19 protein-coding genes are annotated in these 16,421 nt (G+C 64.2%); 7 read left to right on the top strand and 12 right to left on the bottom strand.

Annotated features, from left to right (window positions below):
• The 6 genes from olsB to V1479_RS04825 form a co-directional block, all read right to left on the bottom strand.
• Positions 1-879, bottom strand: coding sequence for a l-ornithine N(alpha)-acyltransferase (gene olsB / locus V1479_RS04850; RefSeq protein WP_438620488.1), 879 nt, complete (start codon positions 877-879; stop codon positions 1-3).
• 115 nt (positions 880-994) lie between these two features.
• Positions 995-3,286, bottom strand: a complete 2,292-nt coding sequence (locus tag V1479_RS04845; RefSeq protein WP_368801887.1) for a response regulator — start codon at positions 3,284-3,286, stop codon at positions 995-997.
• Positions 3,287-3,361: 75 nt separating this feature from the next.
• A complete protein-coding gene (gene acuI / locus V1479_RS04840; RefSeq protein WP_173187733.1) occupies positions 3,362-4,351 on the bottom strand; it encodes an acrylyl-CoA reductase (NADPH) in 990 nt (329 codons plus the stop codon).
• 69 nt (positions 4,352-4,420) lie between these two features.
• Positions 4,421-4,909, bottom strand: a complete 489-nt coding sequence (lspA, locus tag V1479_RS04835; protein ID WP_368801886.1) for a signal peptidase II — start codon at positions 4,907-4,909, stop codon at positions 4,421-4,423.
• On the bottom strand, positions 4,906-5,754 hold the full coding sequence (locus tag V1479_RS04830; protein ID WP_368801885.1) for a TrmH family RNA methyltransferase: 849 nt from the start codon (positions 5,752-5,754) through the stop codon (positions 4,906-4,908). The genes lspA and V1479_RS04830 overlap by 4 nt, the downstream gene beginning before the upstream one ends.
• Positions 5,751-6,776 (bottom strand): RsmD family RNA methyltransferase, encoded by a 1,026-nt coding sequence (locus tag V1479_RS04825; RefSeq protein WP_438620487.1) that lies wholly within the window; start codon positions 6,774-6,776, stop codon positions 5,751-5,753. The genes V1479_RS04830 and V1479_RS04825 overlap by 4 nt, the downstream gene beginning before the upstream one ends.
• A gap of 138 nt (positions 6,777-6,914) precedes the next feature.
• On the opposite strand from V1479_RS04825, the gene V1479_RS04820 reads away from it, so the two are divergent.
• Positions 6,915-7,262 (top strand): VOC family protein, encoded by a 348-nt coding sequence (locus tag V1479_RS04820; protein ID WP_368801884.1) that lies wholly within the window; start codon positions 6,915-6,917, stop codon positions 7,260-7,262.
• On the opposite strand, the gene lhpI is transcribed toward V1479_RS04820, so the two are convergent.
• The 4 genes from lhpI to sppA are packed head-to-tail and all read right to left on the bottom strand — an operon-like array spanning position 7,259 to position 9,942.
• Entirely contained in the window at positions 7,259-8,224 is a 966-nt protein-coding gene (lhpI, locus tag V1479_RS04815) for a bifunctional Delta(1)-pyrroline-2-carboxylate/Delta(1)-piperideine-2-carboxylate reductase (RefSeq protein ID WP_368801883.1), read from the bottom strand. The two genes, V1479_RS04820 and lhpI, sit on opposite strands and share 4 nt — an antisense overlap.
• A 37-nt stretch (positions 8,225-8,261) precedes the next feature.
• A complete protein-coding gene (locus V1479_RS04810; protein WP_368801999.1) occupies positions 8,262-8,588 on the bottom strand; it encodes a LapA family protein in 327 nt (108 codons plus the stop codon).
• Between the two features lie 37 nt (positions 8,589-8,625).
• Positions 8,626-8,907 (bottom strand): integration host factor subunit beta, encoded by a 282-nt coding sequence (locus V1479_RS04805; RefSeq protein WP_173187741.1) that lies wholly within the window; start codon positions 8,905-8,907, stop codon positions 8,626-8,628.
• 60 nt (positions 8,908-8,967) lie between these two features.
• Positions 8,968-9,942: a signal peptide peptidase SppA gene (sppA, locus tag V1479_RS04800; protein ID WP_368801882.1), complete on the bottom strand. Its 975-nt coding sequence runs from the start codon at positions 9,940-9,942 to the stop codon at positions 8,968-8,970.
• Between the two features lie 326 nt (positions 9,943-10,268).
• On the opposite strand from sppA, the gene lptC reads away from it, so the two are divergent.
• From lptC to ptsN, 6 genes are all read left to right on the top strand, one after another.
• Positions 10,269-11,003 carry an LPS export ABC transporter periplasmic protein LptC gene (gene lptC, locus V1479_RS04795; RefSeq protein WP_368801881.1) on the top strand — a complete coding sequence of 245 codons (735 nt, stop codon included), beginning with the start codon at positions 10,269-10,271 and terminating at the stop codon, positions 11,001-11,003.
• Positions 10,993-11,547: an LptA/OstA family protein gene (locus V1479_RS04790; RefSeq protein ID WP_368801880.1), complete on the top strand. Its 555-nt coding sequence runs from the start codon at positions 10,993-10,995 to the stop codon at positions 11,545-11,547. The genes lptC and V1479_RS04790 overlap by 11 nt, the downstream gene beginning before the upstream one ends.
• Before the next feature lie 17 nt (positions 11,548-11,564).
• A complete protein-coding gene (lptB, locus tag V1479_RS04785; RefSeq protein WP_368801879.1) occupies positions 11,565-12,386 on the top strand; it encodes an LPS export ABC transporter ATP-binding protein in 822 nt (273 codons plus the stop codon).
• Positions 12,387-12,588: 202 nt separating this feature from the next.
• Positions 12,589-14,118: an RNA polymerase factor sigma-54 gene (rpoN, locus tag V1479_RS04780; protein ID WP_368801878.1), complete on the top strand. Its 1,530-nt coding sequence runs from the start codon at positions 12,589-12,591 to the stop codon at positions 14,116-14,118.
• 239 nt (positions 14,119-14,357) lie between these two features.
• On the top strand, positions 14,358-14,939 hold the full coding sequence (hpf, locus tag V1479_RS04775; RefSeq protein ID WP_173187748.1) for a ribosome hibernation-promoting factor, HPF/YfiA family: 582 nt from the start codon (positions 14,358-14,360) through the stop codon (positions 14,937-14,939).
• A 74-nt stretch (positions 14,940-15,013) separates the two neighbouring features.
• Complete coding sequence (ptsN, locus tag V1479_RS04770) at positions 15,014-15,478, top strand: PTS IIA-like nitrogen regulatory protein PtsN (protein ID WP_173187750.1); 465 nt, start codon at positions 15,014-15,016, stop codon at positions 15,476-15,478.
• A 72-nt stretch (positions 15,479-15,550) separates the two neighbouring features.
• Here ptsN and V1479_RS04765 read toward each other — a convergent pair whose 3' ends face one another.
• Both V1479_RS04765 and V1479_RS04760 read right to left on the bottom strand, forming a co-directional pair.
• A complete protein-coding gene (locus V1479_RS04765) occupies positions 15,551-15,811 on the bottom strand; it encodes a BQ00720 family protein (protein ID WP_173187752.1) in 261 nt (86 codons plus the stop codon).
• A 78-nt stretch (positions 15,812-15,889) separates the two neighbouring features.
• On the bottom strand, positions 15,890-16,309 hold the full coding sequence (locus tag V1479_RS04760; protein ID WP_173187754.1) for an Hsp20 family protein: 420 nt from the start codon (positions 16,307-16,309) through the stop codon (positions 15,890-15,892).
• Between the last annotated feature and the right edge of the window lie 112 nt (positions 16,310-16,421).

Raw genomic sequence — 16,421 nt, 5'->3', positions numbered from 1 at the left:
TCAAGCCGCGAAGCGCTGTGCCTCGGCGCCGTAATAATTGATATAGCGCGCCGAGATCGTCTCGACCGGCAGGACGATGAAGACATCCGTCGTGCCGAAGTCGTGATCGATCACGCAACCGTCCCCGATCTTTGCGCCGAGCCGCAGATAGCCCTTGATGAGCGGCGGCATGGCGGCGAGTGCCGAGCGCGCATTCACCGCCTCGGTCGGCATCAGGTCCATCGGATGGTGGCGTCTTGCCACGGCAGGCACGCGCCAGGCACCTTCCGCGCTGCAATTATGGGCGAGGAACGACAACGCCTCGGCATGCGCCGCGGGCACCGTGCCATGGAAGGACGCGCAGCCGGTCATCACGCCGATGTCGTAATGGTTCACATAGGCCCAGATGCCCTGCCAGAGCAGTTCGATCGTACGCTTCGATCGGTAGTCCGGCAGGACGCAGGAGCGGCCAAGCTCCAGAAAGCGCAGATGGGGATGGCGCGCGACCAGCCTGTCGAGCTCGAACTCGTCGCTCGAGTAGAAGCCGCCGGCAGCGGAGGCACTTTCCTGGCGCAGCAGTCGATAGGTGCCGACGATCCTGCGATGGTCCGGCCCCTCGAGCGAGGTGTCCATCACCAGCAGGTGGTCGCATACATCGTCGAACCGGTCGGCGTCGCGCCGGTCCTGCATGCCCGCGGCAACCGCCCGATTGCCGAGTTCTTCCCGGAAGACGCGATAGCGCACTTCCTGCGCTGCCTCGATCTCGGCAGCGCTGCACGCAAGCCGCACCACCATCGTGCCGATTCGTCCCAGCGGCTCTCCAGCCAGCAAGGTACGGCCGTTGGCGCCTTGCCCGGCAAGGCAACTGCTTGCAGCACGTTCGGTCATGGCATCCTGCATGGCTGATTCTCCTCGCCGCAGCCACTGATCTGTCGTGGCTATAAAGACAGACTGCAACAGGACTGTGACCTAATTCCACCCCGAGGCCGCGACAGCCGTTCTAATTAGCCGGCGCTCAAGTTCGGGAGTGGCTCTCAACAGCGTCCGCCATCGCAAGCGGATCAACGGGTTTGGTCAGAAACCCGGTCGCCCCGTATGCAATCACGCCATGACGGGTCTTTTCCTGACTGTCGGCAGAAAGAACCAGGATCGGTACCGCCGGAAGACCCTTTGCCTCTTCGTGCTTGCGGATGTGGGCGATTGCATCGAGCCCGTCCATGACCGGCATGTGGAGATCCATCAGCACGATGTCGTAGGCATGCGCGCGGCGCGGCGCGGTCAACGCTTCGACCGCGGCCTTGCCGTTGCGTACCACCTCGACGCGGTGGCCCGCCTTCTCCAGTGCGGAGCGCGCCAGCAGGGCGTTGATCTCGTTGTCCTCGGCAATCAGGATGCTACGCGAGCGCGATGCCCGGGCGCGTTGACGGCCGCCGCCATCGACCGCGCCACCGGGTCCGGCAGACCTGGACGGTGATGCGAGAAGGACGCGCAACAGCGTTTCACCGCGGACCGGCCGGGCCAGAAAGGTGTTGTATCCGCTCGCCCGGTATTCGGCGAGCTGGCCGCGATCCGTCGGGGCGATCAGCGTGATGGCTTCCGCCGGGTTCACGCCCGCCTTCTGCAATCTTTTGAGCAGCCGGCCATCGACGCGCTCCAGCGACGCATCCACCAGCACCACATTATAGCCCTGGCCACGAGCATGCGCCGCCGCTGCCGCCTCCTCCGCAGTGCGGGCGATTTCAGCCAGCCCGCCATGCGCGGTTATCGTACGCGCGATCCCTTCAGCCTCCATCAGATTACCCGATATGACGATCGCCCGGCAGTCCGCGAGCGCGCCTTCAAATTCCATCGGCCGTTCCACGGCATCCCGTACAGGCAGGAAGATGGTGAACTCGGACCCCTCGCCCGGCTCGCCATCGACGGCGATGGAGCCACCCATCGCCTCGACGATGCGCCGCGAGATCGCCAAACCGAGGCCCGCACCACCGTGCTGTCGCGTCGACGTTCCGTCCCCCTGTTCGAACTCGTCGAAAATGCGGTCGATGTCCTTCTTCTGAACCCCGGGGCCTGTGTCGGCGACGGAAATGCGCAGCCGCCGCCCGGGCTCGGTGTCGTAAATGTCCACGCTGACCAGCACGCCGCCGGCTTCCGTGAACTTGACCGCGTTGCCGACGACATTGAGCAGCACCTGCCGCAGACGGCCTGGATCGGCGGAGACGAGTTCGGGAACATCCGGGGCGACATGGCAGCCGAGCCCTATGCCCTTGCCATAGGCGCGGGGCGCCAGCAGTTCGACCACGTTCTCAACCAGTTCGCGCGGGCTCACCGGCTGCGGCTCCATATCGAAGCGGCCGACCTCGATTTTCGAATAGTCGAGCAGGTCCTCGATCAGCGCCAGAAGCGCGGAAGCCGACGTGGATACCGCGGCGACGTAGGTCTGCTGCTCCGGTATCAGCTTCGTGTCGGCCAGAAGCTTGGCCATGCCCATGATGCCGTTCATCGGCGTGCGGATTTCGTGACTGACGGTAGCCAGGAAGCGCGACTTCGCCTGGTTCGCGGACTCGGCGCGTTCGCGCGCATTGATAAGTGCCGTCTCGGCGCGCTTGCGAGCCGTGATGTCGCGGGCAATGGCCCGGTGCGATACCGCGTTGTTTTCCTTGTCGCGCACCGAAAGCTCGATCCACGAGAACCAGCGTATACCCGCCTCGGTCCGTATCGCCACATCGGCCGAACTCAGGCACTCGCCGTCGGCGAAGGCGCCGTCCGGCACCACGCCGATGTCGATGCCGAGTTCCAGAAGCTTTCGACCCACAAGCGCGTCGGGTTTGCAGCCGAGCATGTCGGAAAGAACGCGGTTGGCGTAGACGATGCGCCCCTCGCGGTCGCGATGAACGACGATGTCGCCCAGCGCGTCGATCAGCCCGTGAAAGTGTTCCTCGCTCTCCTGAAGCTCCCACATGCGGTCGGCGAGGCTTTCGATTTCCTCGCGGCTGCGGTTGGCATTCTCGTCCAGCAGCGACGTCAGCCGGTTCTCCTTGCGCAACTCGAGGATCTGCATCACCAGCGCCGCGAAGCTGATGAGGAGAAGCCCGCCGGTGACGATGAGGGAGGAACCGGTGAGATGAGCGATACCGGCAAGCGACAGCAAAGCCGCAACGAGAGCCGGACGGCCCAGCGAACGACGTCTCGGCGCCTGAGGCGCATCCGGCGCCAGCGGCGGAGGGCTGACGCGCAGGCGCGCAGGCGCCGACACCTTTTCTGGCTCCGCTTCCGCTGCCGTCTCGAACTGGTTGTGCTCCACCGTCATCGTCGCGGACGATAGCGAAGAAGGCTTAGGGAAGCTTTTGGCCGTTCAGTACAATTTTAGCGAGCGGCGATGCCGTTACATTTCGATGACCAGACGGCCCCTCACCTTGCCGGCCACGATGTCGTGGGCGGCATTGACGATCGCGTCGAAAGGCATCAGCGTCGAGAGCGCGGTCAGCTTGCCGTGGTCGAGGTCCTGGCCGATGCGCCGCCAGGCCTCCAGCCGGATTTCACGCGGCGCCATCACGGAATCGATGCCAAGCAGGGAAACGCCTCGCAGGATGAACGGCGCGACGCTACCCGGCAGGTCCATCCCGCCGGCAAGGCCGCAGGCCGCCACCGCGCCGCCATATGCCGTCATCGACAGCACGTTGGCCAGCGTGTTGCTGCCAACCGCATCGATGCCGCCCGCCCAGCGCTCCTTGCCGAGCGGTTTTGCCGGCGCTTCCAGTTCCTCGCGGGCAATGACTTCGGCAGCGCCCAGTTCCTGCAGGAAACCGGCTTCCGCCGGCCGGCCCGTGGAAGCGATAACGTGATAACCGAGCTTTGAAAGTACAGACACGGCGACCGAGCCAACGCCGCCGGCAGCACCCGTGACGACGACCGGCCCACGTTCCGGCGTGATGCCGTGCCGCTCCAGCGCCATGACACACAGCATTGCCGTGTAGCCTGCCGTACCGACGGCCATCGCGTCGACCGGCGTCATGGCGGCAGGCAGCGGCACCAGCCACTCGCCCTTGACCCGCGCGCGCCCGGCAAAGGCGCCATGATGCGTTTCGCCGACGCCCCAGCCGTTCAGAATGACGCGATCGCCGACCTTCCATTGCGCATTGTCGGACGCAATCACCGTTCCGGCGAAATCGATGCCGGGCACCAGCGGCCAGCGGCGGATGACGGGCGCCTTGCCGGTGATCGCCAGCCCGTCCTTGTAGTTGACGGTGGTTGCCTCGACAGCGACCGTCACGTCGCCTTCCATCAGGTCGTCTTCGCTGAGTTCCACCATGTCGACGGACTGGGTCTTGTTCTCGTCGCGCGAGACGAGCAGCGCCTTGAACGTGTCGGACATGATGGCTTCCTCCCGGTGGCTGTTTCGGACAACTGTGGGGTGGCGTCGCGCGGAGGTCAACAGCACCTTTTATTGCGCGCTGCTGCCCCGCGACCGCCGCCAGACGATGAACTCCTGGAGGATCACCAGCGCCGCGCCCACGGAGATGAAGGCATCGGCCAGATTGAAGATCGCAAAGGACCAGGTCGGCAGATGGAAGAGTATGTAGTCGATCACATAGCCGTGCCAGACCCGATCGATCAGGTTGCCCAGCGCGCCGCCGACAATGAGCGCGAAGCCGAGACGGGCGAGGCGGTGGTCCTCGTCGGTACGCAACGCAATCCACGTCACGACGCCCACCACACCCAGCGTCAACACGATGAGTGCGACGCCGCTCAGGTCGGAAAACATCGAAAAGGCGATGCCGGTATTGTGCGTGCGGAACAGCGCCAGGAACGGCAGCACTTCGACCTGCACATGCATGGCCAGCTCCGTCTCGACCAGATATTTGATGCACTGGTCGATAGCCACCGCCAGGATGACGACGGCGGCGTAAAATCCCCGGCTGTTGAAGCTCAATTCTCGTCCTTTCCGACCACCGGCAGGGCGTGCCTGCGAATTTCGTAAAGCGCAACGCCGGTGGCCACCGCCAGGTTCAGCGAATCCGCGCGCCCTGCCTGCGGGATGCGGATCAACGCGTCGCACGAGGCCGCCAGTTCGTCCGGCAGGCCCTGCTGCTCGTTGCCCATCACCAGCACGACCGGCCGTTTCGCATAGTCGACCGTGCGATAGTCTACCGATCCCTTCAGATGGGTTCCGACGAAGGTCGCCTGGACGCCCTTGCGCCAGGCCAGGAATGCCTCCACGCCGGCCCTTGCGACCGGAACAGCGAAGACCGACCCCATCGTGGCGCGCACCGTTTCCACCGAGAACGGATCGGTCGTCTCGCCGACCAGGATCACGCCTTTGGCGCCCACCGCATCGGCCGTGCGGATCACCGTGCCGAGATTGCCGGGATCGCGCACGCGGTCCAGCGCGATCCAGACATCGCCGTCAGCGGGGCGGATGTCCTTGAGTGCGGCCCAGCGTTGCTGAAACACGCCGACCACCATTTGCGGGTTATCGCGACGGGTGATGGCGCCCAGCACCTTCTCGCTTGCTTCCAGCACGAGGCCACCGGCGGCAACCGTGCGTGCGGCGATCTTTTCCACCGTCGGGTTGCCGCGCTGCGCCTTGGCGAAAACCAGCGTGCGGATCGTCCAGCCGAGATCGAGCGCGTCGATCACCAGCTTCAGTCCCTCGGCCATGAAGGCGTTCTGCTGGTCGCGGAACTTCTTCATCGCCAGGGCGCGGATGTCTTTGACGATGGGGTTCGAAAGGCTGGTGACTTCCTTCACCTGCCCGACGCGCCGGTTGTCGCTCATCCCGCCACCCACCTTGAAAACAACGAGGTCGAGAGCGCGCGGCCGGCGGATTTTTCGCGGATCACCAGTTCGCCGGACTGAACCTCGCCACCCATGCCCGCGAAGGTATCCCGCATCAGCGCGTGGATCGCGAAGAACGATGCGCGGATCGAATAGGCCGTCAGCACCACTGCCAGCGGCTTGGGCGACAGGATTTCGCGGCAGATGTCAGCCATGACCGGAAGGTCGTCGAAAAGCTGCCAGACCTCGCCCTTCGGCCCGCGCCCATAGGCGGGTGGATCGAACAGGATGATGTCGTAGCGGTTGCCGCGGCGTTCCTCGCGCTCGACGAACTTCATTGCATCTTCGCAGATCCAGCGGATCGGCTTGTCGGCCAGCCTTGCAAGCTGCTGGTTCTCGCGCGCCCAGCCGATCGCCTTCTTGGAGGCGTCGACATGCGTGACCTCTGCGCCCGCACGCGCGGCAATCAGCGAGGCGAGACCCGTATAGCCGAACAGGTTGAGCACCTTCACCGGCCGGCCCGCCTTGCGGATCAGGCCTTCCATATGACTCCAGTGCGAGCCCTGCTCTGGAAAGACGCCGACGTGCCGAAAGGATGTGAAACGGCCGAGGTAATCGATGCCGTCATGCTTCATCGGCCAGGTCTCGCCGAGCGGCTCCCTTGGAAAGCGCCAGCGGCCCATGCCTTCCTCGTCGGTATCGCCGGTGAAGACGGCATCGGCCTTGGCCCATTCGGCGGGCTGCAGTGCCGGTTGCCAGATCGCCTGACCCTCAGGACGCTCGATCACATAAGGCCCGTACTGCTCGAGCTTGCGGCCGCTGCCCGAATCCAGCAGCGCATAGTCGGCACCGGGCTCCACCTCAAGGATCAGCGGCAGCGTCTCGGCCGGCAGGGGGCCGGGCCTGCGCGTCAGCGGCCGTTTTACAGGCGGTTCCTCCCGCGCGGCCTGCCTGCGGCCGTCGGCAGGCTGCGGCCCGCGTGCGGGGCGTTTGTCGCGGCGCTTGTCTCGCGAGGCGTTCAAGGAAAGGGTCTCCGCATCTTGTCGCCCGCTTTTGGCACAGGGTCATCCGCCTCGCAACAGAGCGTGGCGGGGTGCGGTCTCCTGACACGTTTGAGCGGAGCCATCTCCTATCATGTGCGGGTCGAAAGGAGACACATCTTGCCCAATCTCATCATTCTTTATGTCGAAGACCCCACCGCCAGCGCCGCCTTTTACGGCAAACTTCTGGACCGCGAGCCGGTGTTCGCCGTGCCCACCTATGTGTCGTTCGACCTTGGCTCCGGCTTCATGCTGGGACTTCTGTCGAAATCGTCGCCCGCGGCGGTATCCGACAAGGGCTTCGAATTCGCCTTTCTGGCGGACGGTCCAGAAGCCGTGGACCGGGAGCACCAGCGCTGGCGGGACGCCGGCATCGACGCAGGGCAGCCATTCGACGCCCAGTTCGGTCGCACCTTCACCGCGCCGGACCCGGACGGCAACCTCCTGCGCGTCTGCCTGGCCGACTAACCCTTCGAGCCCTCATAGACGGCGATGCCCGCCGCGAGGTCTTCCAGCGCGGCGCCGACCGACTTGAACAGCGTGATCTCGTCGGTGCCTTGTCGTCCCGGCTTCTCGCCGCGGCTCAGTTCGAACAGGTCGGCGACGATGCCTTCATGCGTGAGGGCGCCGGAGGCTACCGCCTGCACGATGTCGCCGGCCTCCTTGGTCGCACCCGCGCGCGTATCGACATAGACGCGCGCGCGACGGATCGCCTCGTCGTCGCTCTCGCGCATGGTGGGCGTGAACGCGCCGACCAGATCGAGATGCGTGCCGGGCGTCAGCAATTCGCCCCTCACCAGTGGCTCGGTGGATATGGTGGCGCAGGAGACGATGTCCGCGCAGCCGATGGCTTCGTCGAGATTTTCGGCTACGCTGGCGTTCAGACCCGCCTCGCGCAATGCAGCGGCCGCCTTGGCCGCATTCTCGGAAGTGCGGTTCCAGATCCTGATCTCGTCGATCGGCCGCACGGCCGAGTGAGCCTGCGCCAGGAACGGGCACAACGCACCGGCGCCGACGACCAGCAGCTTTGATGCATCCTCGCGGGCGAGATAGCTGGCGGCAAGCGCGGAAGCGCAGGCCGTGCGCCATTGCGTGATGCGCTGGCCGTCGATCAGCGCGCGGGGCTCGCCGGTCTTGCCGTCGACCAGGAGGTAGAGCCCCATCACGGCGGGTTTTCCGATCTGGTTGTTATCCGGGGAAACGGTGACGATCTTGACGCCGATATAGCCGCCATCGGAGGTGCCGGCTTTCTCGAAGTCGTTCCAGGCGGGCATGAGCAGCAGGGTCGACGCCGCGCCGTCCGGGCGCTGGATCGTGTGGTGATGGCGCACAGGCTGCACCGCGCCGTCGCGAAAGGCCACGCGCAGCGTCTCTACGAGACCTGCAAAGCTAAGCGAGCGGTCGACGCCGTCGGCCGAAATCGTCAACATGTGTGAAACTCCTTCGAGGTCGCCGACAGGCGACGGGTCAGGCGCGCGGTGCCGGCAGCGCGGCCGCGCCGGTTTCGGGCTTGGCCGCTGGTTTCGGCGCGGCTGCGAGTTCAGCCTCGCGCCGACGCGCCAGCTTGCGGTAGTGGCCCTGCCTGAACCAGGTCGCGACACTGCCGACGATCAGCCCAAGCGCGAGGGCGCCGAAGAGATAGATGAACAGCGGCAGCGTCACCGTCAGCCCCGGATTGCCGGGATTGAACGGATCGAGCGTAAAATCGACAGGTCCGCGGTTGGCGACCGCAAGCGCCACAAGCACGATCGCCAGCGGAATGAAGACCACGACGGTCATGAAGCGGTTGAGCATGTGCATTATGCCGCGCCAGCGCGGCTCCCGTTCAGAGTTAGTCGGAGTTGAGCCGCTCGCGCAGTTCCTTGCCGGTCTTGAAGAACGGCACCCACTTCTCCTCGACTTCGACCGATTCGCCTGTGCGCGGATTGCGGCCGACGCGGGCGGGGCGATTCTTCACCGAGAATGCGCCGAAGCCGCGCAGTTCGACGCGGTTGCCGGAGGCCAGCGCTTCGGAGATTTCGTCGAAGATCGCGTTCACGATGTTCTCCACGTCGCGGAGAAACAGATGCGGATTTCGGTTGGCGATGGTCTGCACGAGTTCAGACTTGATCATCGGAAAGCTTCCCCGCTGACAGCGTTGTTATCGTTTATGCAAGTGTTTTTGCTTGATTTTTCAGCCACCAAAGGCATCCCGGTCAGGTTGCCAGAGGGACAGCAGCCCGTCAAGGAACAAGCGGTCGGCGCCGATCTTGCGAGCCACGTCAGGACCGAGGCCCTCGAGGCCGAGCAAAGTTCCGGCAGCTTGTGCGAGCGCCAGCGGCGAGAAGAAGCTGTCGCTTTCCGACGACTTCCATTCGATCACGGAGAGCTCGCCGTCCACACCCTTGGACGCCAGCCACTCGACCGCTTGTTCCTCGCCGCCCAGCCCGTCGACGAGCTTGCGCTCCAGCGCCTGCCTGCCGGTGAAGATGGACCCGTCTGCGACGGCCAGCACCTCGGCGCGGCTCAGCGGGCGGCGTTCTTCCACCAGGCCGACGAACCAGTCGTAGCTGTCCATGACGAGGGCACGCAGCATGGCGCGCTCTTCGTCGGTGGTCGGGCTAAACGGCGACGGCTCGGCCTTGAGCGGCGAGGACTTCACGCCCTCGACCTTGACGCCGATCTTGGCCATCAGCTCGGAAACGTCGGGAAACTGCACCAGCACGCCGATCGAGCCGACGATGGAGGACTGCCTTGCGACGATATGGTCGGTGGCGCTGGCGATCATATAGCCGGCGGAAGCGGCAAGGGTGCCCACCTGGGCAACGACCGGCTTCTGCTCGGCGAGCTTGCGTACCGCCTCGTAGATCGCCTCGCCGCCGACCGTCGTGCCGCCGGGAGAATCGATCGACAGGATCACGCCCTTGACGCTGTCGGCCTTCGCGATGCGTTCCAGCCGCTTGAGAAGCTCCTCGTCCTCGACGATCGTACCTTCGATCTTGACCTTGGCGATATGGCTTCCGCCCGTGCTGGCCAGCCGGTCGCGCATTGCCCAGGACGAAAGTGCTGCAACAGCGAGAACCACGATGACAAGCGCCGCCGCCCGCCAGAACGTCAGCTTGCGACGCAGCCGTCTGCGGTCGATGATGTCGTCTGCCCGATCTGCCATGACGTCCTCTCCGGGTTTGCCACTTGTCCGCCGCCTGCGGACAGCTTTGTAGAACAAGCCGGCAAGGGTTAGAAGAGGCAGCTTGCCGCGCCCTGGGAGCGCCTCTGGGGGAACCCCCTTTTGCGGACGGCGCAAGGCGCCTATATTGTAGGGTGCGCTGGTTTATCCAAAAATTACCATATTAGGATGTAACTCGCGTCGGCACGATCAGAACAGGTCGTCAGCTCCACTTCGGGAGCACTCTTAATTGCCTGCGGGATACGGCAGGCCAGTATCACCATCGCCCCTGATATCGGGTGCGCAATCAGATTTCGGACCAACGGGGTATGACCATTTCGTCAGCGCAACAGCCAACGGGCACGGCGCGTAGAACGGCCGCCACGCCTTCTGCGCAGGAGAGCCGCGTAGAAGAGGCGTTTTCGCGCGCGCGACGGCATTCCGGGCGGGTGCGATTCCTCAAGCTGACCTTGCCGGTTGTTGCCGTGCTGATGGTCGCTGCGTTCGTGGCCAAATCCTGGCTGGCGACACCCGAAGGCGTTTCCGTCGAACTCGGCTCGACCGCCATCGAAGGCGGCAGGCTGGTGATGTCGGATCCCAAGCTCGACGGCTTCACGCGCGACAACCGCCCTTACAACATGACGGCGGAACGCGCGATCCAGGACATCGGCAACGCCAGCAAGATCGACCTAGAAGGCATCGCCGCAAAGTTGCCGCTCGACGACGACAATTGGGTGACGGTCGCGGCAAAGAGCGGCGTCCTCGATCGTGACGCAAACACGCTCGGGCTCGACAGCGACATCACATTCACCACCGACACCGGAATTCACGCCTTACTGCGCTCCGCAGTGGTCGACATGGCCTCGGGCAAGCTGGAAACCAGCGATCCGGTCGATATTATGCTTGACGGCGCGCGCATCGAAGCCGATTCCATGCGCATCAGCGAAAAGGGCGCGGTGATGGTCTTCGAGAACCGCGTGCGTATGGAAATTGACGCCAAGCGTCTGCAGACAGCGGCGAATGCCGAGGGGGATACGGCCAATGGAGGGACGAATGAGAATTGACGGCCGTTCCCTGGTCGTGGCCGCATGCCTTGCATTGCTGCCCGCCGGCAATGCACTTGCGCAGGAAGCTGGCCGCCTGACGGGCCTGAAGCTCGACGGCGACAAGCCGATCCAGATCGAAAGCGACCATCTGGAAGTGCGCGAGAACGACGGCGTGGCCATCTTCACCGGCAATGTCTCGGTCGTGCAGGGCCCGACGCTGCTGCGCTCGGGCAAGATGACCGTGCATTACAACACCGAGGGCGGCTCCGCGACGACGGGCTCGGCCGACATCGACCGGCTCGAGGTCGAGGGCAAGGTCTACGTCAAGTCCGAGACCCAGGTTGCCACCGGCGACAGCGGCAGCTTCGACATGCGCTCCGAGGTGCTGGTCCTTTCCGGCAAGGAAGTCGTGCTGACGGAGGGCGACAATGTCGTCGTCGGCTGCCGGCTGACCGTGCAGATGTCTACCGGGCTCGCGACCCTTGACGGTTGCGGCAAGCAGCAGGGAGGCAGCGGCGGTCGGGTCAAGATGCTGCTCAAGCCCGGCTCGCAGAACCGGTAGGGCGGCCAGACCATTTCATGGCCAAACGTGCGTCTTCTTTCATCCAGTCGCTGACAGACCGATTCGCCTCCAAAGGCGCTCCGGCGGTGCAGGTGCGCGCCGATCGCGAGCGCTTCAAGGGCACCATGATCGCGCGTGGCCTGACCAAGAGCTACAAGGGCCGCCAGGTCGTCAGCGGCGTGTCCTTCGGGGTGCGCGCCGGCGAGGCGGTCGGCCTGCTCGGACCGAACGGCGCCGGCAAGACCACCTGCTTCTACATGGTCACCGGTCTTGTGCCGGTCGATCAGGGCACGATCGAGATCGACGGTTACGACGTGACCTCGATGCCGATGTACCGGCGTGCGCGGCTGGGCATCGGCTACCTGCCGCAGGAAGCGTCGATCTTTCGCGGCCTTTCGGTCGAAAACAACATCCGCGCCATCCTCGAAGTGACCGAGAAGGGGCGCAAGGCCCGCGAGCACCGGCTCGACGAGCTGCTCGAGGAATTCCACATCGCGCATCTGCGCAAGGCGCCTTCCATCGCGCTTTCGGGCGGCGAGCGCCGGCGTCTGGAGATTGCCCGCGCGCTGGCCTCCAACCCCAATTTCATGCTGCTGGACGAACCTTTCGCGGGCGTCGACCCGATCGCGGTCTCCGACATCCAGCAGCTCGTGCGGCACCTGACCGCGCGCGGCATCGGGGTGCTGGTCACCGACCACAATGTGCGTGAAACGCTGGGGCTGGTTGAGCGCGCCTATATCATCCACGCTGGACAGGTGCTGACCCACGGCCTGCCCTCGGAAATCGTCGAGAACCCCGACGTGCGCCGGCTCTATCTCGGCGAAGCCTTTACGCTTTAGACACCTTCCAAGCCATTTTTCCGCGATTTCGCGCTCTCGAGGCGGGTTTTGGCATCGAGAATGCCCTCGCGTAAGCGAATCTAAACCCCGATGCGCTTGACAAGCAAAAGACGGGCCAGTTTCATTCGGTCCGAAATGGCGTGTGGGCGGCGGAAGCCGCAGGCCATTGCAGGTTCGGGGTAAGGGGTAGGTAGCGGTCGCCATGGCACTCAGCGCCAAACTGCAGTTGCGTCAGTCGCAGTCGCTGGTGATGACCCCGCAGCTCATGCAGTCGATCAAGCTGCTGCAGCTTACCCATATCGAGCTGGAACGTTTCATCGAGGATGAGATCGAGAAGAATCCGCTGCTGGAACGCACGGAGCAGCGCGACGACGACCCGCGGCGCGACGATGAGCACGACCGGCGGGCCGAAGGGGCCTCCGACGGCTCCGAGCTCGACCGCATGTTCGATGCTGACGATACGAACGCCGCCGCGATGTCGGAACAGCTCGACACGTCGATGGAAAATGTCTTTCCCGATGATCCGGGCACGGTGGAGCAGCTATCGCCGGACCTTGCCGCACAGTGGAAGTCGGCGCCGTCCGCGACGGGTGGCGGCGAAGGTTTCGACATCGAAGACATGGCTGCCTCCCGCGTCAGCCTCGCCGATCATGTCGGCGAGCAGATCGCCTTTGCCTTTCGGGCGCCCTCCGACCGCCTGATCGCGCGGGAACTCGCCGATTCCCTCGATGAAGCCGGGTACATGCGCGGCGATATGGCGGAGATTGCGGAGCGGCTCGGCACGGACGAAGAGGCCGTGGCCCGTGTCCTGACCACCTGCCAGACATTCGACCCTGCAGGCCTTTTTGCACGGGACCTTGCCGAGTGCCTCGCGTTGCAGCTTCGTGCAAACGACCGTTTCGACCCGGCCATGCAAGCACTGGTCGCCCATCTCGACCTGCTGGCGCGGCGCGATTTCGCCCAGCTACGCAGGCTCTGCGGAGTGGAGGACGACGATCTGCTCGACATGCTGGCTGAGATTCGCGGCCTCGACCCGCGCCCCGGCCTGGCCTTCACGCGCGGCACGGCGGACACGATCGTGCCGGATGTGATCGTCAGCGCCGCGCGCGACGGAAGCTGGTCGGTGGAGCTGAATGCCGACACGCTGCCACGCGTCCTCGTCAACCAGGACTATTTCACCAGCGTTTCGAAGCAGGCAGCCAACAATGCCGAAAAGGAGTTCCTGGCCGAGTGCCTGCAGAACGCCAACTGGCTGACGCGCAGCCTCGACCAGCGCGCGCGTACGATCCTCAAGGTTGCAAGCGAGATCGTGCGACAACAAGATGCGTTCCTGCTCCACGGCATCCGGCATCTAAGGCCGCTGAACCTGCGCACCGTCGCCGACGCTATCGGCATGCACGAATCAACGGTCAGCCGGGTGACGGCGAACAAATACATGATGACGCCGCGTGGCGTGTTCGAGCTGCGCTATTTCTTCTCGGTGGCGATCGCCTCCTCGGCGGCAGGCGGCGACGCACACTCCTCGGAAGCCGTCCGGGATCGCATCCGCGAGCTCATCGACGCCGAAAAACCGCTGGATGTGCTCTCCGACGACGCCATTGTGGATATCCTCAAGCGTGGCGGTGTCGACATCGCGCGCCGCACCGTTGCCAAGTACCGGGAAGGAATGAGTATTCCGTCGTCGGTGCAGCGTCGGCGCGAAAAACGGGCCCTTGCCTCGGCGGGCGGCTGACCCAAGTCTTCCCGTTAGGTAACCTTGCCCGGTTTGACATTGCCAGCCGAAGTGACTAGAAGCCCGCCCGCATATGGCGGACCGCTTCGGAGGCGATGCGACAGCACGTCGGGACGGCGTTCCGCGCTTGAAGGAAGAAGTCCTAACCATCCGAAATGCCGCCAAAAACCTTGTGCGCGACGACCACAGGTATAAACTCCAAGCCCTCTAGAACCGGCACAAGAGAAGGTCAGTTTCATATGAGCCTGCGTATCTCTGGTAAGCACATGGAAATCGGCGACGCTTTCCGATCGAAAATCGAGGGACGTGTCGGGGAGGCTGTGGGCAAGTATTTCGACGGCGGATTTGCCGGGCACGTCACGGTTGAGAAGTCCGGATCGCGTTTTACCGCCGATTGCATGGTCCATCTCGACACCGGCATGGTGCTGCAGGCGACCGGGCAGGCACAGGACCCGCAGTTCGCGTTCGATGCCGCCGCCGAGCGCATCGAAAAGCGCCTGCGCCGCTACAAGCGCCGTCTCAAGTCGCACCAGGCTGGCGTGGTCGCTGACGGCATCGATATCGACTACCGTGTGATGGCGCCCGTTGCCGAAGACGACGAGGAAGTGCCAGAAGACTACGCGCCGGCGATCGTCGCGGAGTCCACGGTTGCGCTGCGTATCATGTCGGTCGCATCCGCCGTCATCGAACTCGACACCAAGGACAGTCCCGTTTTCGTATTCCGCAACGCCGGGAACGAGCACGTCAATGTCGTCTATCGCCGCCCTGACGGGAACATCGGCTGGATAGACACCTCCTCAGCCGTGGTCGCAAGGGCCTAGCCGCCAACAACTCAGCCGGACCGCAGGCGGGGGCTTGCGTCGCGGTTAAAAGGCAGAGCAAAAGGATAATCGGAATGGATCTCAGCGATCTGATCGAGGTTTCGGCAGTAATGCCGGCCTTGAAGGCCAATTCCAAGAAGCAGCTTCTGCAATTGCTGGCCGAAAAGGCCGCATCGGTAACCGGCCTGCCCGAGCGCGAGGTGTTCGACACGATCCTGCAGCGCGAACGGCTCGGCTCCACCGGCGTCGGCAACGGCATTGCCATTCCGCACGGCAAGCTGCCCGGCATCTCCCGGATCACCGGCATTTTCGCGCGGCTTGAAAATCCCGTCGATTTCGAGGCTCTCGACGACCAGCCGGTCGACCTCGTCTTCCTGCTGCTGGCGCCCGAAGGGGCCGGCGCCGACCATCTCAAGGCCCTGTCGCGGATTGCGCGCGTTCTGCGAGACAGCGACATCGTCGGCAAGATTCGCGGCACCAAGGATGCTGCCGCAATTCATACTTTCCTGTCGCAGACGCCGGCGTCTCACGCCGCCTGACGGCTCCCACGGTACAGGTTCCATCCAAGGCGGCCCATGCGGCCGCCTTTTTCATTTTCGGGTGTGCCCGCGTCAGTGAATGCTGACGGGGGTCAGGTCATTCTGGATTGCCCCTGCTAGCGCCGATGCGCGTGCGTCGGTCAGCAGGATCGGCTGGCCATTAGCCGCAAAAACCGCCCAGAGCTTGGTTCCCGGCGCGATCTCGGGCATGCCCGGAAACTTTCCGCGCAGCTCGTCGCTGTCGATTTCCTTGAGATAGGCCACCGTACCTTCGCCGAGATGGGCCAGTTCGGCCTGGGTCAGCACGGTCTTTTCTTCTTCATTCACAGTCATGTCAGCCTCCTACGCTTCAGCGGGGCGTCTCCTTGACCAACCCGCAGCAGAGCCATTGGGTTCCGGTGCGGCCGGAACTCAGTCTTTCACGGAAATGTTTATTTTCCGTACCAGTCGTTCCGGTTCGGGCCTGTCGAGATCGATTGCCAGCAGCCCGTTCTTCAATTCCGCGCCGGCAACCTTCATTCCGTCGGCCAGCACGAACACGCGCTGGAACTGCCTTGCGGCAATACCGCGATGAAGGAATTCGCGTTCCGCATCGTCGGTCTGGCGGCCGCGCACGGTCAGTTCGTTGTCTTCGACCACCACTTCCAGATCGGCTTCGCAGAAGCCCGCGACCGCGAGCGTGATCCGCAACCGATCACCGGTGTCACCGCGCAGGCGCTCGATATTATAGGGCGGGTAGCCGTCGCCGTTCTTGGCGACGCGTTCGAGGGTCTTCTCGATCGTATCGAACCCCAGCAGCAGCGGGCTCGAAAAGGGCGTCATGCGCGTCATCAATCATGTCCTCAAAGAGCGACGTGGAAAGGCGGAAACCCGGATGGCATTTTCGCCTGTGCCACTGATATGGTTCGCCCGCTTTTCCAGTTCAAGAACAAAGACCGAAGGG

The sequence above is a fragment of the Neoaquamicrobium sediminum genome, assembly GCF_040970315.1.
Classification (GTDB): Bacteria; Pseudomonadota; Alphaproteobacteria; order Rhizobiales; family Rhizobiaceae; genus Aerobium; species Aerobium sediminum.
Note: the sequence above shows the minus strand (reverse complement) of the source record. Positions and strands in the feature narration are given on the sequence as shown.